General features: G+C 67.2%; 22 protein-coding genes. 19 read left to right on the top strand and 3 right to left on the bottom strand.

All coding sequences use genetic code 11. The features are described 5' to 3' along the window. Window positions 1–243: 243 nt before the first annotated feature. Window positions 244–576 (bottom strand): YnfA family protein, encoded by a 333-nt coding sequence (locus OHQ90_RS30060; protein WP_328403215.1) that lies wholly within the window; start codon window positions 574–576, stop codon window positions 244–246. A 106-nt stretch (window positions 577–682) separates the two neighbouring features. After that, window positions 683–1423: a metallophosphoesterase family protein gene (locus OHQ90_RS30055; protein ID WP_328403213.1), complete on the bottom strand. Its 741-nt coding sequence runs from the start codon at window positions 1421–1423 to the stop codon at window positions 683–685. Between the two features lie 215 nt (window positions 1424–1638). On the opposite strand from OHQ90_RS30055, the gene OHQ90_RS30050 reads away from it, so the two are divergent. Continuing rightward, window positions 1639–2850: an alkaline phosphatase family protein gene (locus OHQ90_RS30050; RefSeq protein WP_328403211.1), complete on the top strand. Its 1212-nt coding sequence runs from the start codon at window positions 1639–1641 to the stop codon at window positions 2848–2850. On the opposite strand, the gene OHQ90_RS30045 is transcribed toward OHQ90_RS30050, so the two are convergent. Next, the gene (locus OHQ90_RS30045; RefSeq protein WP_328399578.1) at window positions 2825–3814 is read right to left on the bottom strand and encodes an IS481 family transposase; all 990 of its coding nucleotides are present in this window, start codon (window positions 3812–3814) and stop codon (window positions 2825–2827) included. The genes OHQ90_RS30050 and OHQ90_RS30045 overlap by 26 nt on opposite strands. A 552-nt stretch (window positions 3815–4366) precedes the next feature. Between OHQ90_RS30045 and OHQ90_RS30040 the strand changes: the two genes are divergently transcribed. From OHQ90_RS30040 to OHQ90_RS29955, 18 genes are all read left to right on the top strand, one after another. Then, the gene (locus OHQ90_RS30040; protein WP_328403209.1) at window positions 4367–6790 is read left to right on the top strand and encodes a RelA/SpoT family protein; all 2424 of its coding nucleotides are present in this window, start codon (window positions 4367–4369) and stop codon (window positions 6788–6790) included. A 349-nt stretch (window positions 6791–7139) separates the two neighbouring features. Next, window positions 7140–8774, top strand: a complete 1635-nt coding sequence (locus tag OHQ90_RS30035; protein WP_328403207.1) for a cutinase family protein — start codon at window positions 7140–7142, stop codon at window positions 8772–8774. A 54-nt stretch (window positions 8775–8828) separates the two neighbouring features. After that, the gene (locus OHQ90_RS30030; protein WP_328403205.1) at window positions 8829–9824 is read left to right on the top strand and encodes a hypothetical protein; all 996 of its coding nucleotides are present in this window, start codon (window positions 8829–8831) and stop codon (window positions 9822–9824) included. 16 nt (window positions 9825–9840) lie between these two features. Next, window positions 9841–10725 carry a MinD/ParA family ATP-binding protein gene (locus OHQ90_RS30025; protein ID WP_328403203.1) on the top strand — a complete coding sequence of 295 codons (885 nt, stop codon included), beginning with the start codon at window positions 9841–9843 and terminating at the stop codon, window positions 10723–10725. Beyond that, window positions 10722–11363 carry a DUF6668 family protein gene (locus tag OHQ90_RS30020; protein WP_328403201.1) on the top strand — a complete coding sequence of 214 codons (642 nt, stop codon included), beginning with the start codon at window positions 10722–10724 and terminating at the stop codon, window positions 11361–11363. The genes OHQ90_RS30025 and OHQ90_RS30020 overlap by 4 nt, the downstream gene beginning before the upstream one ends. 60 nt (window positions 11364–11423) lie before the next feature. Then, window positions 11424–11720, top strand: a complete 297-nt coding sequence (locus tag OHQ90_RS30015; RefSeq protein ID WP_328403199.1) for a hypothetical protein — start codon at window positions 11424–11426, stop codon at window positions 11718–11720. 8 nt (window positions 11721–11728) lie between these two features. Continuing rightward, entirely contained in the window at window positions 11729–12004 is a 276-nt protein-coding gene (locus tag OHQ90_RS30010) for a hypothetical protein (RefSeq protein ID WP_328403197.1), read from the top strand. 32 nt (window positions 12005–12036) lie between these two features. After that, entirely contained in the window at window positions 12037–12708 is a 672-nt protein-coding gene (locus OHQ90_RS30005; RefSeq protein WP_328403195.1) for a hypothetical protein, read from the top strand. Between the two features lie 73 nt (window positions 12709–12781). After that, window positions 12782–13594, top strand: coding sequence for a hypothetical protein (locus OHQ90_RS30000; protein WP_328403193.1), 813 nt, complete (start codon window positions 12782–12784; stop codon window positions 13592–13594). After that, window positions 13579–14448 carry a hypothetical protein gene (locus OHQ90_RS29995; protein WP_328403191.1) on the top strand — a complete coding sequence of 290 codons (870 nt, stop codon included), beginning with the start codon at window positions 13579–13581 and terminating at the stop codon, window positions 14446–14448. Before OHQ90_RS30000 ends, OHQ90_RS29995 begins: the two co-directional genes overlap by 16 nt. Beyond that, complete coding sequence (locus OHQ90_RS29990) at window positions 14442–15908, top strand: hypothetical protein (protein ID WP_328403189.1); 1467 nt, start codon at window positions 14442–14444, stop codon at window positions 15906–15908. The genes OHQ90_RS29995 and OHQ90_RS29990 overlap by 7 nt, the downstream gene beginning before the upstream one ends. 2 nt (window positions 15909–15910) lie before the next feature. Next, on the top strand, window positions 15911–17401 hold the full coding sequence (locus tag OHQ90_RS29985) for an SCO6880 family protein (protein ID WP_379065983.1): 1491 nt from the start codon (window positions 15911–15913) through the stop codon (window positions 17399–17401). Window positions 17402–17408: 7 nt separating this feature from the next. After that, a complete protein-coding gene (locus OHQ90_RS29980; RefSeq protein ID WP_328403185.1) occupies window positions 17409–19775 on the top strand; it encodes a hypothetical protein in 2367 nt (788 codons plus the stop codon). Between the two features lie 22 nt (window positions 19776–19797). Then, window positions 19798–20145 carry a transposase gene (locus tag OHQ90_RS29975; protein WP_328403183.1) on the top strand — a complete coding sequence of 116 codons (348 nt, stop codon included), beginning with the start codon at window positions 19798–19800 and terminating at the stop codon, window positions 20143–20145. A gap of 91 nt (window positions 20146–20236) precedes the next feature. After that, window positions 20237–21922, top strand: coding sequence for a peptidoglycan DD-metalloendopeptidase family protein (locus OHQ90_RS29970; RefSeq protein ID WP_328403181.1), 1686 nt, complete (start codon window positions 20237–20239; stop codon window positions 21920–21922). A gap of 89 nt (window positions 21923–22011) precedes the next feature. Beyond that, window positions 22012–22578, top strand: a complete 567-nt coding sequence (locus OHQ90_RS29965; protein ID WP_328403179.1) for a hypothetical protein — start codon at window positions 22012–22014, stop codon at window positions 22576–22578. A 42-nt stretch (window positions 22579–22620) separates the two neighbouring features. Further along, window positions 22621–24447, top strand: a complete 1827-nt coding sequence (locus OHQ90_RS29960; RefSeq protein ID WP_328403177.1) for a type IV secretory system conjugative DNA transfer family protein — start codon at window positions 22621–22623, stop codon at window positions 24445–24447. Then, window positions 24444–24830: a DUF4913 domain-containing protein gene (locus OHQ90_RS29955; RefSeq protein WP_328403175.1), complete on the top strand. Its 387-nt coding sequence runs from the start codon at window positions 24444–24446 to the stop codon at window positions 24828–24830. Before OHQ90_RS29960 ends, OHQ90_RS29955 begins: the two co-directional genes overlap by 4 nt. Window positions 24831–24832 lie beyond the last annotated feature (2 nt).

Genomic DNA, 24832 nt, shown 5'->3' with positions numbered 1-24832 from the left:
CACCCACGTTCTGCCGCAGCCACGTGCCGCTCGTTACGCGGACCGTTCGGGGGTGGTATTCGGTGGCTGCGGGATCGGGTATTGGTGTAGCCGTGTAGAGCGATGCTGGAATCGCATTGTGATACTTGGATATGCGCATCTATTCATGTGAGTCACCAGGGCAATTTCAGGGCTTTTCTGCAAGTGGCGCCCTACGGACGGCAAGGACGCGGAAGGGGTTGCGGCTCGGAGGGTTTCGGCTGGCTAGCCGCGCGGTGCGTACATGATGATCGCCACGCCGATCAGGCAGCTGGTTGCGCCCACGTAATCCCAACGGTCGGGGTGGAATTTGTCGACGACCATGCCCCAGACGAGAGAGCCTGCGACGAAGACGCCGCCGTATGCGGCGAGGATGCGGCCGAAATTAGGGTCCGGCTGGAAGGTTGCCACGAAACCGTATGCGCCGAGGGCGAGGACGCCTGCCGCAATCCAAAGGACGCCGCGGTGTTCCCGCCAACCCTGCCAGACGAGCCAGGCGCCGCCGATTTCGGCAAGCGCGGCGAGAGCGAACAACAGCAGCGACTTGGCGACGGTCATGGCGAGAACCTACCGGCCGGGCCACGCTGGTAGCCGTTGGACTCGCCTCGCTGGGATACTCGACCGGCGCGCTGTTGCCCGTCAGGTCGGTTGCGGGAATCGGCCGCTACGTCAGCCCTACGTCGTAGACGACGTAGCTGCGGCCGATAACGGGATAAGAGACGTTGCGGACCGGGACACCGCCCGCGGTGCGGCCGAATTCGGTGCCGCCGTGCGCATGGCCGTGGATTGCCAGGGTGGCGCGTCCCGCGTCGACGGCTTCGGCCAGATCGTGGCAGCCGAGGCCTGGGTAGATCTTTCGTGGCTCGCCGACCAGTGTGTCGGTGACGGGGGCGAAATGCATGAGAGCGATTCGGGTTTCGCAGGTGAGGGTGTCGAGTGCCTGGTGTAGGCGGAGCGCGTCGAGGGGGCCGCGGCGCATGCGGGCCTGGTGTTCGAGGGTGCCTTCGTCGGGTGTGCCGGGGTAGCGGGGGAATCCGCCGCTGCCGCCCATCACTCCGGCGATGCCGAGTCGGGAGCCCGCCAGATCGAGAGTGACGGCGTCGCCGTCGAGCAGGTGAATGCCGGCGGCGGTGAGCATCGCGGCGATTCGGTAGCCCAGCTTGTGGTCGTGGTCGTGGTTGCCGAGCACCGCGACGACAGGTACGGGGAGAGCCGCGATTTCGGCGCAGAGCAGATCGGCTTCGCGCACTGTGCCGCCCTCGGTGAGGTCGCCGGCGAGCAACAGCACGTCCGCGTGCTCGGCCAGGCGGGTGAAGTCGGGACGGAACACCCCGACCACCGAGTCGCGCATGTGCAGGTCTGCGACAGCCGCGACTCGGATGCTGCGATTTCCGCTGTACTGCATGTCCGTCAGCCAGCCACATGACCAGCCGGGTGTCAATCGGTATCCCGCACACCTCGTGCGGGTTAACCACTGTGAACAGGTTGAATAGCTGTCGGCTCTGGAATGTTCAGCGGTCGTTCAGCGAGGCAACGCGCGGTGGCGTGACCGATGAAACGTCTATGAACAGTGGCGCGGCGGCCTTCCGAAAGGCCGCGCGGGCCCGCATGGTTCGAACTGTGAGGGAACCCAGCGAGCGGGCCATGGACCCAGTGTCGTCGGCAGCCGACGGTCACGGGCATCGGTGGGGCGCGGTCGTCGAGCCGGTCGTGGCCGCGGCGCTTCCGGGGCATTGTGGAGCCGAATGTCCGCAGCGTGCGGGTGCCCGACGCGACATCGGGGGACCGCTGCCCCCCGAGCACGGTGCAGGTCGGCGTCCGTGGGGCGGCGCCGTGAGCCGTAGGCGGTTGCTGTCGGGTGCGGTTGCCGCCGCGGCGGTCGCGGCGCTGCCCGTCGCCGCGCCGGCCGGAACCGCGCGGGCCGATGGCCGCGTGCGCAAAGTCGTGCTGATCGGGCTCGACGGGTTGATGTACAAGAAGATTCAGCAGGTGCAGGCGCCGAATCTGTTGCAGCTCAGCGCAGAAGGGTCGCTGAGCCGAACGTCCATAGCGCCGCACATCACCATCTCCGGCCCCTCGTGGGCCACCGTGTTGACCGGTGTGTGGGACCGCAAGCACGGCATCAGGGACAACCAATTCGATGCCACGCCGTTCGCGAAGTATCCGACCGTGTTCACGCAACTCGGGCGCGCCGACCCCGCATTGAAAACCCATTCGATTGCCACCTGGGATCAGATTGCCACCATGGCCGCGAGCGGCAACCCGCGCGCCGACGTGGTCATTTCCACCCAACCCGTGCCGAACGACGCTGACGAATCCACCGTCGACGTCGCTACCACCGATGCAGTTGTCACCGCCGTTACCCGCTTCGGACCCGATTTCCTCTTCACTCACCTCGATCAGGTCGATCGGGCGGGCCATCGCCACGGGGGTGCGTCACAGGAATACCTCAACGCCGTGACTCGCATCGATGTGCTGGTCGGCCGAATCGCCGCCGCCGTCGACGCGCGGATGCGGGCGAATCCGGCCGAGTCGTGGACGATCTTGGTCACCGCCGATCACGGGCACCTACCGGAGGGTGGTCACGGCGGCCAATCAGCCGACGAGACAACGAATTTCGTGATTGCCCGCGGTCCCGATTTCCCCGCGGGTGCCGCCAACGCCCGCTACTCGCTGGTCGACATCACCCCCACTGTGCTCGACCTGCTCGGCGCGCCACCCGACCCTGGCTCCGACGGGCACTCCATGCTCGCCCACCCGCGCGGTGATGTCGGATCGTCGAGGTCGTCGCGCCGCAAGGAGTGCGCTAGCTGTACTGACCTGAGAGGTTAGTAACGCGGCTAGCGGGCGGGTGGCCTGCGAGTGCGGTGTGGCCGCGGTGGTGATTGTAGGTGTGGAGCCAGGTGGTGAAGGCTGCGCATCGTTCAACATCGCTGCGGTAGAGCCGCGCATAGGCCCACTCGTCGGCCAGGGTGCGGTGGAAGCGTTCGACCTTGCCGTTGGTTTGGGGCCGGTAGGGACGGGTGCGTTTGTGGACCACCGGCCCTAGGGCCTCGGCGAAGGTGCGGGATCGGTAGCAGGACCCGTTGTCGGTCAACACCTTTCGGGTGATGATGCCGTTGGCGGTGAACCAGGCGTTGGCGCGTGCCCAGAACGCGGCGGCGGTTTCCTTGCGCTCGTCACCGAGGAGTTCGGTATAGGCCAGCCGGGAATGATCATCGAGGGCAGTGTGCAGGTAGTGGTAGCCGTGCATCGGGTTGCCGTGAACATTGTTGACCCTGGTTAGCTTGTGCGCCTGGGAATTTCGGTTGCCAGCGGAACGGCCGAGCTTGCGCCAGCCACCGCCGTCGGGGATCTTGCCGAGTTTCTTGACGTCGATGTGGATCAGATCGCCCGGGGCATCGTGTTCATAGCGGCGTACCGGTTGGCTGGTGGCGCGGTCGAGCCAGCGCAGCCGTGCCAGCCGGTAGCGGGTCAGGACCCGGTGCACCGTCGAGGGATGCAAGCCCAGTAGGTAGGCGATGCGGGCCGGTCCCCATCGGCGCAGCACACGAACTTTGATGATGCGGCGTTCGGTGCGAGTCGGTGTCCGGCGCGGGCTGTGATGTGGTCGCGAGGACCGATCGACCATGCCCGCCGGGCCCTGCAGGCGATAGCGACCCGCCCACCTCGACGCGGTGGTGGCCGAGACCTGGAACCGTTCGGCCGCCCGGCGGAGCGGCCAACCTTCATCGACGACACAACGAGCAAGACGCAACCGGCCCAACTCCGTGAGCGGGGCATTACGGTGAGACACGAAGACCTCCGACAGGTGAATGCGTTCCTAGACAGCTCGCACTTCACTCGGAGGTCTTCGCCATGTCAGCTCGCCACGCCGTCACCAACGTCCATGGTCAGTACAGCTAGCCCACGAGGCGGCTCACGTCCTGATTACCCAGCCGCCGCCACTCACCGCGATGTCGGTGTCCCTCGATGCCACCAGCAGTCGGACCTCGGTGTGGACGGTATCGACGCCGGCGTGCGGTGCGATCGAGGCGCGCAACGGGCTCTTGCCGCTGTGCTTGCGTCACCTACGCTGGGATTATCCGCGGGTGGTTCAGCCGTTGTACCGGTCGGATCGTCACCGCGGAGGCTGCGAGGTTCCGGTCGGTATTCCGCGCCACCCACACAGCTGACTTTGCGAACACGGCTACCCGGTGGAATCGAGCCCGGGTCCCCCGCAGGTGACACGAAAACTGTCTCCGCTAATCGTGAATCGGACGGACGAGTCGAGGCGGGACTAGAGTTGATGAGGGCGGTTGCAGCGGTCGGATAGGGTGGTCCGACCGCGGCGTGGAGAGGTGGTGGCATGACTCAGCATCTAGGCGAGGCGAATGTCGAGCAATCGGCGGTGGCCTCGCCCGCGAATGGTGCCTCGGCCGCCCCAGGGGGAAAGGCAACATCGACCACTCCCGCGGCACAGCCTGCGGCCGGTAATTCGGCTCCCGCGCGGCAGCCGGGAACGTCGGCGGCGGTGCCCACATCGGCGTCCCGGCGGGTTCGCGCGCGGTTGGCGCGGCGGATGACCGGCCAGCGCGGTATCGCGGCGGTCAAGCCGGTGCTCGAGCCATTGGCCAGCGTGCATCGGGAGCTGTATCCGAAGGCGAACCTCACGCTGCTGCAGCGCGCGTTCGATGTCGCCGACGAGCGGCACGCGCATCAGTTCCGCAAGTCCGGCGATCCGTACATCACCCATCCGCTCGCGGTCGCCAATATTCTGGCCGAGCTCGGCATGGACACGACCACGCTGGTCGCGGCGCTGTTGCACGACACCGTCGAGGACACCGGGTATTCCCTCGAGCAGCTGACGACGGATTTCGGTGCCGAGGTCGCGCATCTGGTGGACGGTGTCACCAAGCTGGACAAGGTCAATCTCGGCGCTGCGGCGGAGGCCGAGACGATCCGCAAGATGATCATCGCGATGGCGCGGGATCCGCGCGTGCTGGTGATCAAGGTGGCCGATCGGCTGCACAACATGCGCACCATGCGTTTCCTGCCACCGGAGAAGCAGGCGAAGAAGGCGAAGGAAACTCTGGAGGTGATCGCGCCGCTGGCGCATCGCCTCGGCATGGCCACGGTCAAGTGGGAGCTGGAGGACCTCGCATTCGCCATCCTGCACCCGAAGAAGTACGACGAGATCGTGCGACTGGTCGCCGACCGGGCACCCTCGCGTGACACCTACCTGGCGCGGGTGCGCGCGGAAATCGTCAACACCCTGGCCGCCTCCCGGATCAATGCGATCGTCGAGGGCAGGCCCAAGCACTACTGGTCGATCTACCAGAAGATGATCGTCAAGGGTAAGGATTTCGACGACATCCACGACCTGGTCGGCATCCGCATCCTGTGCGACGAGGTCCGCGACTGCTATGCCGCGGTCGGCGTCGTGCACTCGCTGTGGCAGCCGATGGCGGGCCGGTTCAAGGACTACATCGCCCAGCCGCGCTACGGCGTCTACCAGTCGCTGCACACTACGGTGGTCGGACCGGACGGCAAGCCGCTGGAAGTGCAGATCCGCACTCAGGACATGCACCGCACCGCCGAGTTCGGCATTGCCGCGCACTGGCGCTACAAGGAGACGCGCGGTAAGCACTCCAACGACTCCACCGAGGTCGACGACATGGCGTGGATGCGCCAGCTGCTCGACTGGCAGCGGGAGGCCGCAGACCCGGCCGAGTTCCTGGAGTCGCTGCGCTTCGACCTGAAGTCGCCGGAGATCTTCGTGTTCACCCCGAAGGGCGATGTGATCACGCTGCCGCAGAAGTCGACGCCGGTCGATTTCGCGTACGCGGTGCACACCGAGGTCGGGCACAAGTGCATCGGCGCGCGGGTGAACGGCAGGCTCGTCGCGCTGGAACGCCAGCTGGAGAATGGCGAGGTCGTCGAGGTGTTCACCTCGAAGGCGCAGAACGCGGGACCGAGCCGCGACTGGCAGAACTTCGTGGTGTCCCCGCGTGCCAAGGCCAAGATTCGGCAGTGGTTCGCGAAGGAACGCCGCGAGGAGGCGCTGGAGAGCGGCAAGGAGCAGATCGGCAAGGAAGTCCGCAGAGTCGGGCTGCCGTTGCAGCGCTTGATGAGCGTGGACGCGATGACCGCGGTCGCGCACGAGCTGCACTACACCGACATCTCGATGCTCTACACCGCTGTCGGCGAGCACCAGGTGTCCGCGCATCACGTCGTGCAGCGGCTGATGGCGCAGCTCGGCGGGATCGGCGACGTGGAGAACGAGCTCGCGGAGCGTTCCACACCGTCGACCACGCCCAGCAGGCAGCGCGTCACCGGCGATGCCGGTGTGCTGATTCCCGGTGCACCGGGCACGGTGGCCAAGCTGGCCAAGTGCTGCACCCCGGTGCCGGGCGACGAGATCATGGGCTTCGTGACCCGCGGCGGCGCGGTCAGTGTGCACCGCACCGACTGCACCAATGCTGGTTCGCTGCGCGAGCAGGCCGAGCGGATCATCGACGTGGAATGGGCGCCGTCGCCGTCGTCGGTGTTCTTGGTGGCCATCCAGATCGAGGCGCTCGATCGCACCCGCCTGCTGTCGGACGTGACGAAGGTACTCGCCGATGAAAAGGTGAACATTCTGTCCGCCTCGGTGGCCACGCACGGCGATCGGGTCGCGATCAGCAAGTTCACCTTCGAGATGGGCGATCCGAAGCATCTGGGTCACCTGCTCAATGTGGTGCGCAATGTGGAAGGCGTGTACGACGTCTACCGCGTTACCTCGGCCACCTGAGTGACCGGTATTCGTCAAGATAGCTGAACATCGCCGCAGGTCACCGGGTTTGACCCGGTGACCTGGCTATTTTTCGGGCAAAGCGTTCGCGCCGGTCGGGCCTTCGCCGGAATGCGAAGTCCGGGTTGATGATTCGAGTCCCCGGGGGTCGCCGTGGATTGCCTTCGACTGCTCATGATCGGAAAGTTGTCGGCAGGTCCGGCACGCCACGCCAAGCTGTGTCCGGGATCGTCCGGCGGTTCCCGGAAAGTTTTCGCGGGCTCAGCGATGTTTGCCGGATTCTGTTACGGTTTAGTGCGTTTCATGGCGTTGAGGATGGCTGCGGCAACACGGATGATTGCGGATCGCTATGGCAAAGTACTCGGTACGAACCTCGGGAATGCTGGTCGCGTTCACCGTTGCTGTGGCGACCGCTACGACCGGCGCGGCGGCCGCGGCGCCGTCGAATCCCGCGGGACCCTCGACGAATGTGCCGATCAATAGCTGCCCTGCGCTGTACGCGTTGGGAATTCAGGGCACGGGGGAATCCTCGCCCGACGCGGCACCGACCACCGACACCGGGATGCTGTCGACGGTCTTTCGGCCGATGCTGGCGAAGGCTCCCGATCCCGGGCTGGTCGATCGTGCCTATGTGCCCTACGAAGCCGGATTCGGTGGCGCGACCGCCGGTGGCGCGGTGCCGTATTCGGAGTCCGTCGCCGGCGGTCTGACCAGGTTGCGGAGCATGGCCGCGACGGTCGCCGAGCGGTGCGGGAACACCCGGTTCGCGGTGGTGGGGTATTCCCAAGGCGCCCATGTCGCTTCGATGTTCGCGCAGGAGATCGGCCAGGGTCGCGGTGTGCTGCCTGCCGAGAAGGTCGCTGCGGTAGCGCTGTTCGGCGATCCGACGCGCAACCCCGGCGCCCCGCTGTTCCCCGGCTCGCCGGGCAAGGCGGCGCCCGATGCGGCGCCCGGCACCACCGGTGATCAGCTGGCCTCGATCGCCGCGCTGGCCCAAACGCCCGCGGCGGGCGGCGGTATCGGTCCGGACCGGGACAGAGCGGCGAATTTCGGCGCGCTGACCGGTCGCGTCGCGAGTTTCTGTGCGGCGGGCGACCTCGCGTGCGACGCACCGCAGGGGGCGCCGATTCTGAAGGCCGTCGCCAATGTCGTCGGGCAGGCCAAGCTCAGTGGCGGCGACCCGATCGCCTCGTTGGTGTCGATCGCGCAGGCGCTGGCGTTCACCTCGATCAAGACGGCGACCAAGGTTGCCGGCGAGGACATCCAAGGCAATTCGATCGCGAATCTGTCGCTCTCGCCGCGGAAGTCGATCTCCCAGCGGCTGGCCGACGCCGCCGACCCGCGCACCCCGCTGGAGATTCCCAGTGCGATCCAGGGCCTGCTGAAGGTCGGCATGATCGGTCTGAACTCGGTCGTCGCCGTGGTCAGAGCGGTCCTCGATCCGGCGAGCATCGGTCAGCTCGCCGGCGCGGGGTTGTCGGATCCGGTGTCCGGCCTGCTGTTGCTGGGAACGAAGCTGATCGGCGCCGTTCCACAATTGATTCCGCCGACCACCGGCGTTCGTCTTGTCACGCAGGCCTTCGACGCGGTTCTACAGAACATCACCGACAACAGCGAATTACTCAACATCACCACCTGGACGCGGTACTGGGACACCGTCCAGCGCCACACCGGGTACAGCACCGCGGCGATGTCCGCCAACGGGGAAGCACCGACTCAGTTCGTCGCCGACTGGTTCGCTGCGGTCGCACGCGATGTGGCAGGCACGTTCGGCAGTGGCGCCACGCCGCAGGGCGGCAGCGACAGGCCGCCGACCGGATTCTTCGGCGAAAGCTCCGGCGCGTCGACTGTGCCGAATTCGTCCGGTACGGGACAATTTCCGTTTGGGACGGGAGCCGATGGCGCCTCATCCGGAGGCGAGACCTCGGTGCCCCCCGCCGATCGGCCCGGCACCGCCAACACCTACCCGTTCTCCACGAACTGATCGCCGAGAGGGTCTGACGATGCGCCATGTGCCTCGCTCCGCGGGACGGGGGGAATGTTGAAGTCGTACAAACAGCTGTCGCGTTGGTACGGCCCGCTGGAGCCGGAGACGGGCTCGGCCGCCCCGGCCCACGCAGACGAAGTGGGTGCTTCCGTCCTCGACGACGATGGGCCCGCGCGATATCCGCACTACATTCTCGACGACGATCCCGACGAGATCCGAGCCCGCGCGGATGTGCCGACCGATCTCCCGTCGGGCCGTAGCGAATTCATCGGTGGCTGGTCGGACTGGGTGTCCGGCCGCGCACCCGGCCCCGACGACGACTACCCACCGCCGCTGGATGGTGGCGTCGTGCGCTTCCCGTGGCCAGAGGACGAATTCGACAACGACCGCGCGGATTGGGCCGCCGCGGCGGCCTCGCGCGCACTGCGTCAGGAGGCTCGCGATCATCCGGCCGCACGCCGCGCCAGGGTGATCGCGGTGCTGATCGTCGCGGTGGTGCTGCTCGGTGCGGCCGTGGCGGTTGTGCTGTTCCTGCTGGACTCCTCCGACGATCGCGGCGCGGCCGGTCCGACGTCCTCGCCCCTGCAGTTCGCCGCGGGCACCGTCCAAGCCGACGACATCGGCGCAAAGCCGGTCTACGCGACTCGACCGCAACCCGGCACCGGTGCGAGCGCGGCCGGCGCCTGCCCCACCGAACGTGCTGATCGCGTGGTGCGTAGCGCCGAATCCGGCGGCACTGCGTCGGGGCCGGATGCGGTGCTGTCGTTCCAGTACGGCTACTACGTGGAACGCTCCGGTGAGCGGGCCAGGGCAGCGGTCGCGCCCGAGGCCACCGTCTCGCCCGCGTCGGTGATCCAGCGCGGTATCGACTCCATCCCGGTGGGCACCACGCACTGTGTGCGCATCGTGACGCTCACCGACACTCGGTACTCGGTGGAGATCACCGAGTACCGGCCCGGCGGTGTGCCCGCCACGTACAACAAGCAGACGGTCACCACAGCGGTGGTCGACGGCCGCACCCTCATCACGGGTATCGCGGCCGGATAAAAGGAGAGCTGAGGCGATGGGAGAGGACTGGAGTCGCTGGCTCGACGAGGCGCCCGCAGAGGGCGAATCGGCGAGCCGACCTACGCGCACGAGGGCTCCGGTAGTGCGGTTACGGCGCGGTAAGCGCGCGGAGAGCGGTGTGGAGGCCGTGGAACCCGCGCAGCGGCCGATTCTGGTGGTCGGCGGCTGCGGCGGCGCGGGGACGACAACGACGGTGCTCGGGATCGCGGGCGAGCTCGCGCTGGGGGGTAATCCTACGGTCGCGGTGGACTCGACAGCCGCGGGCAGTGATCTCGCGCTGCGCGGCGCCGACGAGCACCTGTACCCGATCAGCCTGCAATCGTGGTTGTACGGCCGTGGCAACGACGAGCCGGCGCCGTTGAAGGAGTGCATGTCCCAGGCGAGCTCGGGGGTCGGGCTGCTGTGGCGCGATGCCGCGCCGCTGCGTCGCAGGGCCACCTATCTGACCGTGGCGCGGGCGATCTACGACGCAGGCTTCACCGGCGTCTACGACGGTGGCAGCCCGATTGCCGGGCGTCAGCTGCGCCCGCTGCTCGACGACTCGGATGTTGCTCTGGTGCTTGCCATTCCGGCGCGCGCCGACGCTGCCAACCGGCTGCGGGTGACCTTGGAATGGCTCGACGACCAGTTCGGCGACTCCGCGGATGGACAGGGCAGCGGCATCGTCGGTGACACGACGATCGTTGTCTCACACCAGCAGCCGGGCGGCGAGTCGCGGGTTGCCGATCATTTGCGTTCGCATCTTTCCGGTTGGGTCCGTGACATCAGGGAGATTCCGTACGACCCGCACCTGGCCCGCGGTGAACTCGTCCGGCACACGTCGCTGGCCGCGGAGACGCGCCGGGCGTATGCGCGCCTGCTGGCCGGGGTGGCATCATGACCGCCGCTATGAAACTTCGTCGTCAACCCGAGCCTGCGCAAGCCGGCGTTGTCGCGCCGCCGGAGTCGCGTCGCGCCCTGATCTGGGAACGTCCGGTGCCGGGCATCGGCAGGGCGCCACTGGTGTGGTTGCTGGGTGTGCACGGTGGTGCCGGAGCCAGTACCCTCGCGCATGTGCTTGCGCCCGCGGCGGATTCGGGCCGCCGCTGGCCCGGCGTCTTCGACCGCGAATCGCCCTTCGTCGTCCTGGTCGCCAGAGAGACCATCGCCGGACTGACTCGCGCCCATGACTTACTGCGCCAACATCATTCGGGGTTCGCCGGCGCCGCCGAGGTACTCGGACTCATCACGGTCGCGGCCCGGCCCGGCCGGTTGCCTGCCGAGATCCGGCGCTACCGCGAGGTGGTCGGATCGCTGGCAGGCCAGGTGTGGGAAGTGCCGTGGTACGAGGAGTGGACGCTCGTCGAGCCGGAGCAATTGCCGGTGTGGGCGCCGGGTGACGCACTCCCGCAGAAGAAGCGAAAGATCGACCCACTCGAGGAGGTCCCACTCGAAGTCCGGGAACTCGGCACCGACATCGTTGCAGCGGTGCGCGAAAACCTGGATGCCGCTTCATCATTCGACGAAGGGCCAGAATAATGTTGATATTCAGCGCCGTACCGGACCGTTGACAGCACACTTTTTCGAGAAAGGCACCCGATGAGCACGATCCTCCTCGCCGTGCAGGACACGTACGGCACTGTCCTCGCTCAAGTCGGTAACCCGACACCGGAGGCGCCTCCCGGCTCGGAGAAGATCCTGCAGCTGGTCAGGTACCTCACCTGGTTCGTCCTGCTGTCGGGGGTCTGCGGCATCACCTACGCGGGCGGCAAGTTCGCGTGGGAGAAGTGGACCGGTGGTGGGCTCGAGTCGCCGAAGATGGTGGCGGGAGCCATGATCGGCGGCGTGGTCGCCACCAGCGCCGGCACCATCATGAACGCCGTCATCGGCACCTGATGCGGGCGATGTCTACCGTGCGAATGTCGGCAGGCGAGGTGCTCGCCTACAAGCAGATGCCTGCCGAGGTGCTGCAACCTCTGATGCACCTGCTGAATTGGCTGCTCTGGTTCGTGCTGCTGGTATGCCTCGCCTGGATGATCGTGTCCGCGGGCCGGTTGTGGATCGCATTCCGCAGCGATCTCGCGATGAACGACGCCTCGCACGGCGTGCTGATGAGCCTGCTCGGCGCATCGGTGGCGAGCACCGCGTCCGGGATCGCGCTGGCCTTCCTACCGACGTGAACGACCGGTATGGGGATAGGAACGGCCCTGCGATGAAATCCACAGCGACGCGTCCGCAGCATATCGCGACCCGACAGCCCGCCCGCGCGTCGCGGTGGGGCGCCCGCCGGCCTGCCGCGGGTGCGGTCGGTGTCGCGTTGCTGATGGCCGCGGTCGGTTGCGGTGGTGACGGCGAGTCGGGCCCCGACCTGGCCGCGGCGCCGACGCAACTGCGCTGGCAGCCGTTCCAAGGCGTGGCACTGCCACACGCGGACCAAGGTCCGAAGAAGGAAGCCGACGGTGCCGCAATGGGTTTCGAGCATTCACCGCCCGGCGCAGCGCTCGCCGCGATCGTCCACACCGTGCGATTGTCGGTAGCCGCGGACAACCAGTGGTCGAAAGTGGTTGCCATGGAAGTCGTGCCGGGCCGGGCCAGAGACGAGTGGTCGGTCAACCGTGTGCAGTTGTCGATCACCGGGCCCGCTTCGGCCGAATACGCGCCGCGGCTGCTCGGCTACAAGATCACCGACTACACCGATCAGAAGTCCGGCGTCGACGTCTACACCGAATATTCGGACAACTCGAGAGCGGTGAATCACACCATCGTGGAGTGGTTCGGCAACGACTGGAGGTTACGACTGCCCGACCCGGAATCGGCCGCACGTCCCATCGAGGCGGTCGACGAATTGCCCACCGACATTGTGAAATTGGAGGCACCTACATGAGGGAGCGCAGCGAGCGAATCATGTCGCCGCGACCCTCGGGCATGACGGAGCCGTGTGCCGGCGAGGTGGAGTCGTGACCGAGAAGGAGTCGTACGCACGCGATCGCGTCTCCTTCGGTGCCGTCGCGTCGGCCGCGGTGCTCGCACTCATCGTGATCGTCGGTCTCGTCGTGTATCTGGGCCGCGATGATTCGAGTTCGAGCGGTGGGGCGGCCGCGTCCGGGGGTTCGGGTGCTGAGGGATTCGCCGAACCCGAGATCGACATCTTCGGCAGGCGTCTCGATGTGCCGAACAACCCTGCCGGACAACCACTTCCGCAGGAACCGAGCGATCAGCGCAAGTCCTCGGACCCGGATTGGCTGACCGCGGCGCCGATCGGCACGGCCACACCACATGGTTGGCAGCGGGTGTACGGCGCCTCGGTGCCGTTCTCCACCTCCGACGGACCCACGCGCATCGAAGACGGTCTCGCCGTTGGCTATTCGCATACCCCGCAGGGTTCGGTGCTCGCCGCGGCGCAGATCACCTATCGGCTCAATGCCAGGCCCGCCGACCGCGATCTGTACGTCCGTCAGGTGCGGGTCTCGGCCCAGCAGATCGCCGCCTACGACAAGGCCTTGTCGCAGGACCGGCTGCCGCAACAGCAGCCGGAGAAGGTGACCAAGTACTTCGTGGCCTCCGATGCGTTCAAGGTGGAGAACTACGCCGACGACCTCGCCATCATTCGGCTCGCCTCGCGCGGGCCCGTTGTCGATGGCAAGCAGCTGTGGGCCGCGCTGCGACTGGTGATGGTATGGGACGCAGGGGACTGGCGGCTCAAGCCCGCCACCTCCAACAGCGCACAGACCGAATACATCGAATCGCTGGCGGGGTGGACGAAATGGTAACGGTAGGGCCCGGATCCGGACCGGAGCGTAAGCGTTCGCCCTTGGTGCTGGTCGGTCTCGGCGCGGTGCTGGCGGTGCTCATCGCGGTCGTGGTGACCGTGGGTGCGGTCCGCAACAATGCCGCAGAGGGTGACCAGGTGTCGAAGACGGGCACCAGCTCGGAGCGTGCTCCCGTCCGAAATCCGAACGGGTCGGCAGGATTCGGCAAGTCGGATGTCGATGTGTTCGGCCGCGGGGTGGATATCCCGGACAGCCCGGCAGGTGTTGCGCTGGAACAGAATCCGGCCGCGCAGCTGCAGTCCGACGCACCTGGTTGGTTGACGGCCGCGCCGCGGCCTGCGAGCGGAGAAGGCGTGTGGCAGCGAGTATTCGGTGGCCCCGTGGTGCGGTTCTCGACGTCCGATGGTCCGGCACGCATCGAAGGTAAGGCCGCGGTCGGATTCGCCCATACACCGCAGGGGGCCGCACTGGCGGCTGAGCAGATCTACTGGCGCACCAACGCGAATCCGCGGGACCGGGAGATGCTGGTGCGCCTGGTCCAGGTCACGCCACAGTATTTGGCGGAATACGACCGCTTGGTCGCCGAGGGGAAGGTGTCGGATCGACTGCCGGAGAAGCTGAGACCACTGCTGTTCGCTTCGGACGCCTTCCGAATCGAAAGCTACACAGAAGAAACCGCGCTCATTCAGTTTGCGAGAAAGGCCCGAGAAACAGTTGATGGCCAACCAACATGGGTGGGCATGCGCCTGGCAGTCGTGTGGCGCGACGGAGATTGGAAGCTCACCGCGGTGAGCGGCGAACAGCAAGTCCAGATTGATTCCCTGCGAAGCATCGAGGGGTGGACACAATGGTGAGGCGTGTCTTCACAATTCTCGCGGTCATATTCACGGTGATGATCGCGACGCCGACCGTGGCCTACGGTCAGACCTACGGTTTCGACGAGACGTGCAACGAACTGCACGACACTCTCGACAACGTCGGTCTGCCCGGGATCTCGCTCGGTGACGCCGCTTCGGCCGCGTGCAAGGCTGGCAATGCCGCCTCGCATCCCCGCAGCGCGGCCGACGCGATCAAGGACAAGGCCTGGGATTCGACCTTCGGTAAGGTCGTCGATTCGCTGATGAAGGGCCTCGGCGAGGCCATCATTCTGGCGTTGACGTTCTGGATGAAGGTGCCCAACGAGGTGGCCAGCGATGGGGGGTCGTTGTTCACCAAGATCAACGATTACACCTATCAGGTACAGATATTGCTCTTGATAGCCTCGGTGATCCTCTCCGGCGCCAGATTGGCCGAGGCCAGACGCGGCGCCGCGATGAACGAAGCGGCCGAATCGTTCCGGATGTTCGCCCGAGTGGTGTTCAGTTCGTGGATGCTCGGCGCCGTGATCGTCGCGGGCACCCAGGCTTCGGACAAGTTCTCCGAGTGGATCATCAACGACTCGACCGATGGCAACGCCAAGGACCTGGCTGAGCTGATGGTGAAAACCAGTAAACTGCAGGCGTTTTCGCCGGGTTTGGTGCTGATCATCGCGATCGTCGGACTGCTCGGCGCGCTCGCGCAGATCATCCTCGCCATCGTCAGGCAGGGTCTGCTGATCATCGCTGCGGGCGTATTGCCTTTGGCGGCAGCGGCTTCCGGGATGAACGTCGGTAAGACGTCGTATCAGAAGCTGGTCGGCTGGATCATCGCGTTCATGCTGTGGAAACCGGTCGCGGCCATCGTCTACATGATCGCGTTCACCACCGCTGGTCATGTGGACTCGCTGACCGACACTTCCGGACTGCCCGAAGGCGAACAGGCACAACGCATGCTGGTCGCCATCGTGTTGCTCTGCAGTGTCGCGTTCGTGCTGCCCGCACTGATGCGCCTTGTCACGCCCGCGATCGCGGTCGTCGGTAGCGGCGGTTCCGGTCTCACCGCGACCGGCGGTACGTTGCTCGCCGTCGCGGGTCTCGGGGCCATGGGTACCAAGGCCGTTGCGGTCAAGAGCGCGGCTGCTCCTGGCTCGGCGGGCTACGTCGGCGGTGCGGGAAGTCCGCCGCCCACCCGCGGCGGTGGCGCCGGTCCGCGTCCGGCCCCACCACGTGGCGGTGGTGGCGGTGGCGGTGGCGCCCCGGGCGGCGCACCGCGCGCCTCCGGGCCCGCGGGCGCGGCGGGAGTACCGTCCGGTGCGGCCAGAGCGGCGGGCCGGGTCGGCGCGGCGCGCGCCATGACCGCTCCGCTGACCGGGGCCGATCAAGCAATGGGTGACGTGGCCGGCGACCGCTGGGCCAATCGTTCACCCGACCTCGGGAGGAGCACCATTCCGCGATGACGATGACGACGAGCGATACCTACGAGCGCCGCGCGTACGGACTGTGGCAGAAACCTCGCAGCGCAGGCCTTTTCGGCCTGCGCTGGGAGGAAACCGTGCTCGGCTTCGTCGTCGTGATCACGGCCCTGATCTGCGCCATGGTCGGCGGGTTCACATGGGGTCTGATCGTGGGCGGCACCGGCGTTGTCGTGATGGTTCCACTGGTGTGGCGGACGGGGGGCCGCTCCGGCTACGAGAACGGAATAATGATGTTCAACTGGATGCGCTCGCGTAAGCGTGGCGAGCACGTGTACCGCGGCGGCCGTTTCTCCCGGATTCCCGGTGGCGTCACCCGATTGCCCGGGTTGCTCGCGCCCTCGAAGTTGTATGAGGGCATCGACGCGGGTGGCTACAGCTTCGGCATGATCCACCTACCGCAGTTCGCGCAGTACACGGTGGTGCTACGCGCGTGGCCGCAGGGCCACGAGGCGGTCGACCAGCCGGTCATCGACCGCTGGGTGTCGGCGTGGGGCACCTTCCTGGCCTCGGTGGGTCAGACCAGTGACATCGTCGCAGTCGTCCCGGTGATCGACACCGTGCCGGAGACCGGAAACCGTTTGCTCACCGAGGTTTCCACGATCACCAGGCCCGATGCGCCGGAGCTCGCTCAGCAGGTGATGTACGAGCTGGCCACCGAGCTGCCGCAGGAGCGGGTGCAGCTGTTGCCACGGGTGGCGATCACCTTCAAGGCCACCACTGCCGAGCGCCGCAAGAACCCCGCCGAAGAGGCGGTCGAGATCGGCCGCAGGCTGCCCGGCATCTGCGCCGCGCTGGCCGAGGCCGGTGTGCGGGCACAGCCGATGTCGGCCGATGAGGTCATCTCGTTCATCCGGCGCAGCTACGACCCGGCCTCGCAGGCCGACCTCGAGGTCGCGGCGGGTGAACCCGAAGGGCACGGCCTGGATTGGGCCGACGCCGGGCCGGTGTCGCACGACGAGAAGTGGGATCACCTGGTGCACGACGGTGGCCGCTCGGTCACCTGGGAGATGGACGCCGCACCCGAGGGCGCGGTGGACGAGCGCGTGTTGCAGCGGCTGCTCGCGCCGAATCCCGAAGTGCCGCGTAAGCGCATCGCCATCGTCTATCGCCCGCACTCGGCCGCCGACGCCGCCGAGATCGTGGACGACGATTTCAAGAACGCACTCGTCGCTCAGCAGAGCGAACGCGGGGTCGTCTCGGCGGCCGCCACCCTGCGCGTCGGGGCCACCCAGCAGGCCCGCGAGGAGCAGGCCAGGGGTCACGGTGTGACCCGCTTCGGGGCGTTGGTGACCATCACCGAGCCACTGCGCGGAGATCTGCCGCGTATCGAAGCCATCACGCGCGACCTGTCCACGCAGGCGCGGCTGAAGATCCGACGGTGTTACCGCTATCAGTCGGCGGCTTTCGCGGCCTCGCTCGGCTGTGGTGTGATCCTGCCGGAACACGCGACAATTCCGAAAGCACTTGCGGGGTGAGCGATTCATGGCACGTGACTACGAGCCACCCGTACGGGAACGGGACGGGACGCCGGTTCGCCGCGGCACACGGCAGCCGGAAGGGGAGCACGACTGGGCACACCGGCCCGCGGTCGATGCGCCCCAGCAGCGTCCTGCCGGGGAAACCGCGCGGGGCCGCGGTGCGGATGGCACGAGGCCGCGTGGCGGCGAACGCAACGGCCTGGAGGAAATACCCGACCGTCCGCGTCGCCCCGCACGGGACGCGGCGCGGGTGACCGGCGACGATCGGTCGGGCCTGGAGGAAATGGCCGATCGGGAACGGCGTTCGGCGCGGGATGCGGCGGAGCGTCGCGCCCGGGCCGGAGCCGGTCGCGCCGACGGCGTACGTCCCGAGCGGGCGCACACCGACCGTGCGCGCGCCGATCGGCCCCATGCCGAGAACGGTCGTGGCGAGCGCACTTCCGCGGATCGTGCCGAGGGCAGGCCGCCGCGCCCGCGCGAGGGCGAACGTCCGGTGCGCAGCAATCGGCCGGTACCGCCTCAGCGGACCGGCGCAACGGCGGATCGCGTCGGCGCCAGGGGCGAGCGGATCGGTCGTGGTGTGGCGCGACCGGTCAAGGCCGACCGGGTCGCCGACCGTGCAATGGGCACGCCCCAGATGGAGCGGGCGAGGCTGAAGGCGGACAGGCGCAAACAGTCCGGTCCGCAGCTGCTCGACGATGTCACGAGGACCAGGCTGGAGGGGATCAGCCGCGAGCAGACGGGGCTGCGCGCGGCGTGGGCGACCTTCCGGTTGCGCACCGACGAGATCCGACGCCGCAATTACGCCGCCCGCGCCGAACAGACCTTCGAGGACGGATTCGACCGCAGCACTGCGCAACTCACCGATCGCGGCTACGCAGGTGCGGGCGGCGGCCGCATGAACGTGGTCGGTCGCCCGGTCGAATACCGGGCGACCACCGCCCAGGTCGCGGGCCTGTGGCCGTGGTCGGTGGGCGCGGGCGCGCCGCTGATCGGCACCCCGCTCGGATCGCACCTGCACACCGGCGCGCCGGTGTGCTTCGACCCGATGAACTGGTTCATGCGCGGCAGCTTCATCACCGCACCGAGCCTTTTCGTCCTGGGGCTCAATGGTTTCGGTAAGTCCTCGCTGGTGCGCCGGATCGTGCTCGGCGGCATCGCGCAGGGCATCACCCCGCTCATCCTCGCCGATGTGAAACCGGATTACCGCAAGATGGTGGAACTGGTCGGCGGCCAGGTGATCGACCTCGGCTACGGGCACGGCAAACTCAATCCGCTCGCCGCGGGTGTGCTCGGTTCGGTGGTGCCGCGCCTGGACGCGCTGCCTGCGTTGCAGACCCAGGTGCTGCAGGATCTGCGGGCCAGGCAGGTGACGTTGGTCGCGGGTCTGGTCGAGTTGGTGCGCGGCGCGCGGGTGCGCGACTACGAGGAGACACTGATCTCCACCGCGCTGCGCGTGCTCTACCGGCCGGGCAGCGGCTACACCCCCGACCAGCCGCCCATCATGGAGAACCTGCTCGAGGTGATCGTCGGTGGCGGTGAGGAATTGATGCTCGACGCGGGCGCTGACAACCCCGACGAGTACCAGGTCTCGATCAAAGGGCTCCGCCGGTCCCTGCGTGCGCTCACTCAGGGCCCGTTCGGCGCGATCTTCAACGGCCAGACCACGGTGCCGATCGACACCGGCGCGGTCGCGGTCTGCATCGACGTCTCGCACATCCCCACCGGCGACAAGAAGCTCAAGGCCGCCGTGATGTTGGCCTGTTGGGCGGACGGATTCGCCTCGGTGGAGGCCGCACACGTGCTCGCCGACGCCGAACTCGGCGCGCAGCGCTACTTCCAGGTGGTGATGGACGAGCTGTGGCAGGTGCTCGGCCTCGGCGACTTCATGATCGACCGGGTCGACGAGCTCACCCGCCTGCAGCGTGGCATCGGCACCGCACTGATCATGATCAGCCACACCATCAAGGACCTGCAAGCACTCGGATCCGAAGCGGCGATTGCCAAGGCACTGGGTTTCCTGGAGCGGGCGCGCGCCAAGATCTTCGGCGCGCTGCCAGGCGAAGAGATCAAACGCCTCGACAGCACCATTCCGTTCACATCCGCCGAGGAGGAGATGGTGACCGGATGGTCCGCACCGCAAGCGCTGACGGGCGAGGCGCTCAAGCCCGGCCAGCAACGGCCGTCACCACCGGGCACCGGCAAGTTCCTCCTGAAAATCGGTGAGGATCGTCGGCCCGGCATCCCATTCCATATGGAGTTCACCCTCTCGGAGAAGGAAAGTGGAATCCACGACACCAATCAGCGGTTCAGTGAGTTCACCGAATCCACCACGCGTGGCTCGAATTCGCCGGGCGGGAGTGCCGCATGAGAGTTGGTGCGACGGTCGCGAGATGGTGCAGACCTGTGCGTGCGAGCTGGAGGTGGGCCGCGTGATGCCGCATCGGTCCTATCGGAGAGTGTCGCCGGAGGTGCGCAATGCCGCGGTGGCGCAGGTCATGGCGTTGACCGGCAAGCTGCGCAGCGAATCGGAGGCATGCAGGGTGGTCGCCGAACAGATCGGTGTGCATACGAATTCGGTGCGCAATTGGGTGCGCGCCGCCGAAGGACCGAGCTTGGAACGGCTGGACGCGACCGCGCTGCGCCGTAAAGTGGCACTGCTGCAACAGCAATTGGCTGCGGCCGCCGAAATGAATCGCACCCTCGCCGACACCCTCAACGAATCCCGGCGCCAACGGTGACCTGCCCCGGCGTGCGGGGCCTGCTGCGGCCTACGCGGGTAGTGCCGAATCCACCTCGACGGGTGTCGAATCCGGCTGTGCGGGTGTCGCGGTGACCGGCCGCTCCATCCTCTGGTTTGCCCTCGGCGCGGTGCTGGCGCTGATGACCCTTGTCGTAGTGATCGTGATGCCCGCGGTGGATGAGGACTGTGAGGGTTACTCGGTGCTCGGGCCGTCGCAGACCGCCCTGCCGTCGCTGGGTGGTTTCGCGCCGGGTGATCCCCGCGCCGCAGCCTCGATCGCCACCTCTACGGCAACGAATCCTTCTGTGACGCAGACGAACCCGACCGCTACCGGGACGCCGTCGCTCGCGGCCGGTAGCGGGCCGATCCGTCGCACCTTGCCACTGGCGGTGGGCACCTTCACCGTGTCCGATGTGTTCGGTGCGCGCGGCGGCGCTCATCTCGGCGTCGACCTGGCCGCCACCGACGGCACCACGATCTACTCGGTGTCCGAAGGCCGCGTTGTGGCGGCCGGTCCCGCATCGGGTTTCGGCAACTGGATCGTCGTCGACTCGGTCGACACCAACGGCCGCTCGTATTCGGCGGTGTACGGCCACATGTGGGACAGCGGTGTGCACGTGCGCGTCGGCGACACGGTGACCGCGGGCCAGCCGATCGCTCAGGTGGGCTCGGCGGGTGAATCCAGTGGTCCGCATCTGCATTTCGAGATCGTGCCGGGCGGCCGCTTCACCGGGGGGCGTCAAATCGACCCACTGCCGTGGCTCGACGGTGCGCCGACGCCGGATGTCGGTGGTGCGCGGGCGTTTTCGAACGATCCGCGGTGCAGCCGTGGCTTCGGCACCGCAGGCGGCGCGCTGGCCGCGGGCAAGGTGCCCCCGGAGCTCGAAATCTGGTATCGCCGTGCGGGCTCGCTGTGCCCGCAGATCACCCCGTCGCTGTTGGCTGCCCAGGGTAGGCAGGAGTCCGGATTCCAGCGCGGCGCGAACTCACCGGCCGGTGCGCAGGGCCTCGCGCAGTTCCTGCCGGGCACCGCGGCGAGCACGAACCCCGACGACGGCCGCCCGTATGTCGTCGACGCCGATGGCAACGGCGTTGCCAGCGTGTGGGACGACGGCGATGCGATCGTCGGCCAGGGCCGTTATATGTGCGCCATCGCGCACAAGATCATGGCCTGGCAGGCCGAGGGGCGCGTGCACGGCGACATCACCGCGTTGACCCTGGCCGCCTACAACGCAGGTGAGGGCGCGGTGCTCGCCTCCGGCGGCATGCCGAATCAGGTGGCGGCGCACTACTCCGAGACCCAGCCCTATGTCGCGAACATCCTCGCGATGGAGCCGCAGTACCGGGCGCCGGGCTCGCTCGGTCGCTTCACTCCGAAGGGTGGGTCCAGTGGGGAGAACATCGTGGAGGCCGCGCACGAATGGCTCGGTCAGCCGTATGTCTGGGGCGGCGGTGGTCCGCAGGGACCCAGCGGTGGCGGTCTGGACGGTCCCGGCTTGACCTCGGCGGCGGTGTTCGCGGCCTCCTCCGGGACCGTGACATTGCCGCGGACCGCCGAACAGCAGTGGGAGGCGGGTGTCGAGGTGCCGATGGGCAAACTGGCGCCGGGTGATCTGGTGTTCAGTGCCTTCGGCCCGCGGGGTCCCGCGCAGGTCGGAATCTATTCCGGCAATGGACGAATGATCCAGTCGGTGCCAGGTGCGGAGGCGCGCTCGCGCGGCGGCGTGACCCAGGTCGCGGTGCCCGGAGACGCGCGAGCCAGGAGGGTACTGTGAGCAGCGGGAGTGAACACACCCAGGCTCCGGAGGCTGTCGGAGCGCCCACGTGTCGGTCACGGCGGTTAGCCTTGAATGACCGATTAGTCTTGAATGACAAAGTGAAAGCCCGCGCGATACTGGTGGTGATGCTGGTGGTGAGCGTCGCGATGCTTGGTGCCGCCTGCGGTCGTGGAGAGGGTGGCGACGTGAATTCCGGTGTGTCACACCCACCCACGTCCACGACTCGATTGCTGGAGGAGGTGCCCGCACCCGACCCGGTGACGCCGGATGGTGTCGCGGTTGCCGCGCTGAAGGAGATCTATACCTGGCATCCTGCCACCGAGGATCAGGGCGCCTCGTTGACTCGGGCCAGGAAATGGCTGGGCCCCAGCATGATTCGGATGTTGGACAGCGTCCCGACCGGGCTGGAGACGCCGAAGGCGACACTGCAGTGGGCGCAGTGGGCCACAGCGAAGGCGCGCGTGGAGGCGTTCACCTTCGCGTCCGGGGACAAGCCGCCGGTAGGCGCGGACCCGAACATCCAACAATTCAAGATCGGCATCGAGCAGACGGTCGTCTACCCGAACGGGCGCAAGGAAAAGCTGCCGCCCGCCACGGTCATCGCCACCGTCGTCCGCACATCGGACGGCTGGCGGCTCGACGCGTACCGCTGATCCAGCGCAGACCACACCGCACGGTCCCGACAGGAGGCAGACATGGCGAAGAAGAAGAAGGTGCAGGATCCGGCCATAGCCGGGCCCGACGTCACCCTGTACATGATCTACGCCGGTTTCGCGATCCTCGGGACTCTGTGGATCGCACTGCATCTCGGCAACGCGATGGCGGTCACCCGCCAGGACGTCCCGATCAATCCGATCGCCATCGTCGCCGACCTCGCCCGCGGCAAACTGCACTGGCCGCGGGCATCCACGGTCCTCGTGCTGCTGGTGATCGGGCTCTTACTGGTCTACCTCTACGTGCGCAAGCAGTTGCAGAAGCGCCAGGGCAAAGGACGCCTGGCCATCGACGACAAGGCCGATGTGATGGGCAACGGCAGCGCCATCGCCTCGCTCACCGAGGCAGGCGTGCGGGCCAAGGCCGAAACGCTCGGTGTGCGTCTCGGTTACAACGACGCACCCGGTGTGCCGATCGGCATCGGTGTCGCCGACGGGGTGATGCTCTACGGTTCCTACGAGGACCTGCACCTGGATATCTGGGGTCCGCGGCAGGGCAAGTCGACCTCACGGGTGATCCCGGCGATCCTGACCGCGATCGGTCCGGTCCTTGCCACCTCCAACAAACGGGACGTGGTGGACGCGACCCGGGATGTGCGCAAGGCCAAGGGAAGTCCGACATTCGTCTTCGACCCACAGGGCGTGGCGGGCGAGGAACCCACCTGGTACTGGGATCCGTTGGCCTGGGTGGATGCTCACCACGACGGCGCCGAAATGCGGGCCGCGCGACTGGCCGGGCACTTCGCCGACGCCGACAACGGTTCGGACTCCACGAAGTCGGATGTGTTCTTCGACCCGGAGGCCGAAGATCTGCTGGCCGGTCTGTTCCTGGCCGCGGCGCTCGGCGGCCTGCCGATCGTGCAGGTGTGGGACTGGGTGACCAACCCCGGTGACTCCGAGCCCATCGAGCTGCTGCGCAATGCCAGCAAGCACTACACGGCCTCGGGTCTTGCCATGCAGTACAACGCCGATCCGCGAACCAAGAGTGGCATTTTCGGTACCGCGAAGAAGATGATCCGGTGTCTGCAGCTGTCGAACGTGCACTCTTGGATCTTGCCCGGCGACAACAGAGAGCAGTTCGACGAACTCGCCTTCCTCGAGGCCAACGGCACCCTCTACAGCCTCTCGCTGGAGGGTCGCGGCTCCGCGGCGCCCCTGGTGAGTGCGCTGACCGAGGCCGTCATCGACGTGGCCATGCGTAAGGCGTCGCGCTCGCCGGGCGGTCGCCTGCCCATTCCGATGCTCGCCGTGCTCGACGAGGCGGCCAACGTGGTGCGCTGGAAGGATCTGCCCAAGCAGTACAGCCACTTCGGATCGCGCGGCATCGTGGTGATGACGGTGCTGCAGTCCTGGGCCCAGGGTGCGCGCTGCTGGGGAGACGCCGGCATGCTCGCGCTGTGGTCGGCGGCCAACGTCAAGGTGCTCGGCCCCGGTGTGGACGATATGAATTTCCTGCGGGACCGCTCCGAGGCGATCGGCGAATACGATGCCGTGTCCTCTTCGGTCTCCGAATCCAAAGGCGGCAAGAGCTATTCGCGCTCGCTCGGCTCGTCGAAGACGTTCACCGCGCACGGGTTGGCAACCCTGCCGCAGGGCCGTGCGATCGTCTTCACCTCCGGCCAGCCTGCGGTGCTGGTCCGCACCGTGCCCTGGTGGGAGGGCGAGTACTCTGCCGACGTGAAGAAGTCGATCGAGCACCATCTCCCGGGGCGCAAGACCGAAATCATCGACCTGATCGGCTCACCTTCGCTGACCAAGGTCACTCCACCACCTGAATACGGCCAATCCGAGGAGGTCCGGCCGCTGTGACCGAACAGCAGCAACAGCCGATGATTCACACCAGCGTGGTGGAATTCGTCGAGAACTATCTGAGTCTCGTCTACCGCCGCCAGGTGACCGACATCAGTGAAACGGTGTGGTGCCCCGAATGGTGGAAGCATGCCGAGGCGGTGGCGCGGCTGGATGCGCTGTGGCGGGCGTGGGAGCACTACCGGCTGCAGCCGAGCACCGGGCTGAGCGTGTGGTTCCTCGACCATGCCGACCCGCATATGACGAAACTGTTCGATCCCCGTGGGCCGTTCAAGTACTGCAGCGTGCGCAACGGGCACAAGGACATGCTGAGCCCGCTGCCGCTGAAGTCCCCGGCCCAGGGGCTGTTCGGTGATCCGACCGTCGGCGACTTCCGAATGTGAGC

Source organism: Nocardia sp. NBC_00403, assembly GCF_036046055.1.
Taxonomy (GTDB): Bacteria; Actinomycetota; Actinomycetes; order Mycobacteriales; family Mycobacteriaceae; genus Nocardia.
The sequence above is the reverse complement of the archived record's forward strand: the minus strand, read 5'-3'. Positions and strand labels throughout refer to the sequence as shown.

Excerpts from the sequence above, each read along its gene's own strand:
- OHQ90_RS30035 (WP_328403207.1), top strand. The coding sequence starts at position 7,140 with ATGGCAAAGTACTCGGTACGAACCTCGGGAATGCTGGTCGCGTTCACC.
- OHQ90_RS30030 (WP_328403205.1), top strand. The coding sequence starts at position 8,829 with ATGTTGAAGTCGTACAAACAGCTGTCGCGTTGGTACGGCCCGCTGGAG.
- OHQ90_RS29980 (WP_328403185.1), top strand. The coding sequence starts at position 17,409 with ATGGCACGTGACTACGAGCCACCCGTACGGGAACGGGACGGGACGCCG.
- OHQ90_RS29975 (WP_328403183.1), top strand. The coding sequence starts at position 19,798 with ATGGTGCAGACCTGTGCGTGCGAGCTGGAGGTGGGCCGCGTGATGCCG.
- OHQ90_RS29990 (WP_328403189.1), top strand. The coding sequence starts at position 14,442 with ATGGTGAGGCGTGTCTTCACAATTCTCGCGGTCATATTCACGGTGATG.
- OHQ90_RS30010 (WP_328403197.1), top strand. The coding sequence starts at position 11,729 with ATGTCTACCGTGCGAATGTCGGCAGGCGAGGTGCTCGCCTACAAGCAG.
- OHQ90_RS30020 (WP_328403201.1), top strand. The coding sequence starts at position 10,722 with ATGACCGCCGCTATGAAACTTCGTCGTCAACCCGAGCCTGCGCAAGCC.
- OHQ90_RS30025 (WP_328403203.1), top strand. The coding sequence starts at position 9,841 with ATGGGAGAGGACTGGAGTCGCTGGCTCGACGAGGCGCCCGCAGAGGGC.
- OHQ90_RS30055 (WP_328403213.1), bottom strand. The coding sequence starts at position 1,423 with ATGCAGTACAGCGGAAATCGCAGCATCCGAGTCGCGGCTGTCGCAGAC.
- OHQ90_RS30040 (WP_328403209.1), top strand. The coding sequence starts at position 4,367 with ATGACTCAGCATCTAGGCGAGGCGAATGTCGAGCAATCGGCGGTGGCC.
- OHQ90_RS29960 (WP_328403177.1), top strand. The coding sequence starts at position 22,621 with ATGGCGAAGAAGAAGAAGGTGCAGGATCCGGCCATAGCCGGGCCCGAC.
- OHQ90_RS30005 (WP_328403195.1), top strand. The coding sequence starts at position 12,037 with ATGAAATCCACAGCGACGCGTCCGCAGCATATCGCGACCCGACAGCCC.
- OHQ90_RS30060 (WP_328403215.1), bottom strand. The coding sequence starts at position 576 with ATGACCGTCGCCAAGTCGCTGCTGTTGTTCGCTCTCGCCGCGCTTGCC.
- OHQ90_RS29985 (WP_379065983.1), top strand. The coding sequence starts at position 15,911 with ATGACGACGAGCGATACCTACGAGCGCCGCGCGTACGGACTGTGGCAG.
- OHQ90_RS30015 (WP_328403199.1), top strand. The coding sequence starts at position 11,424 with ATGAGCACGATCCTCCTCGCCGTGCAGGACACGTACGGCACTGTCCTC.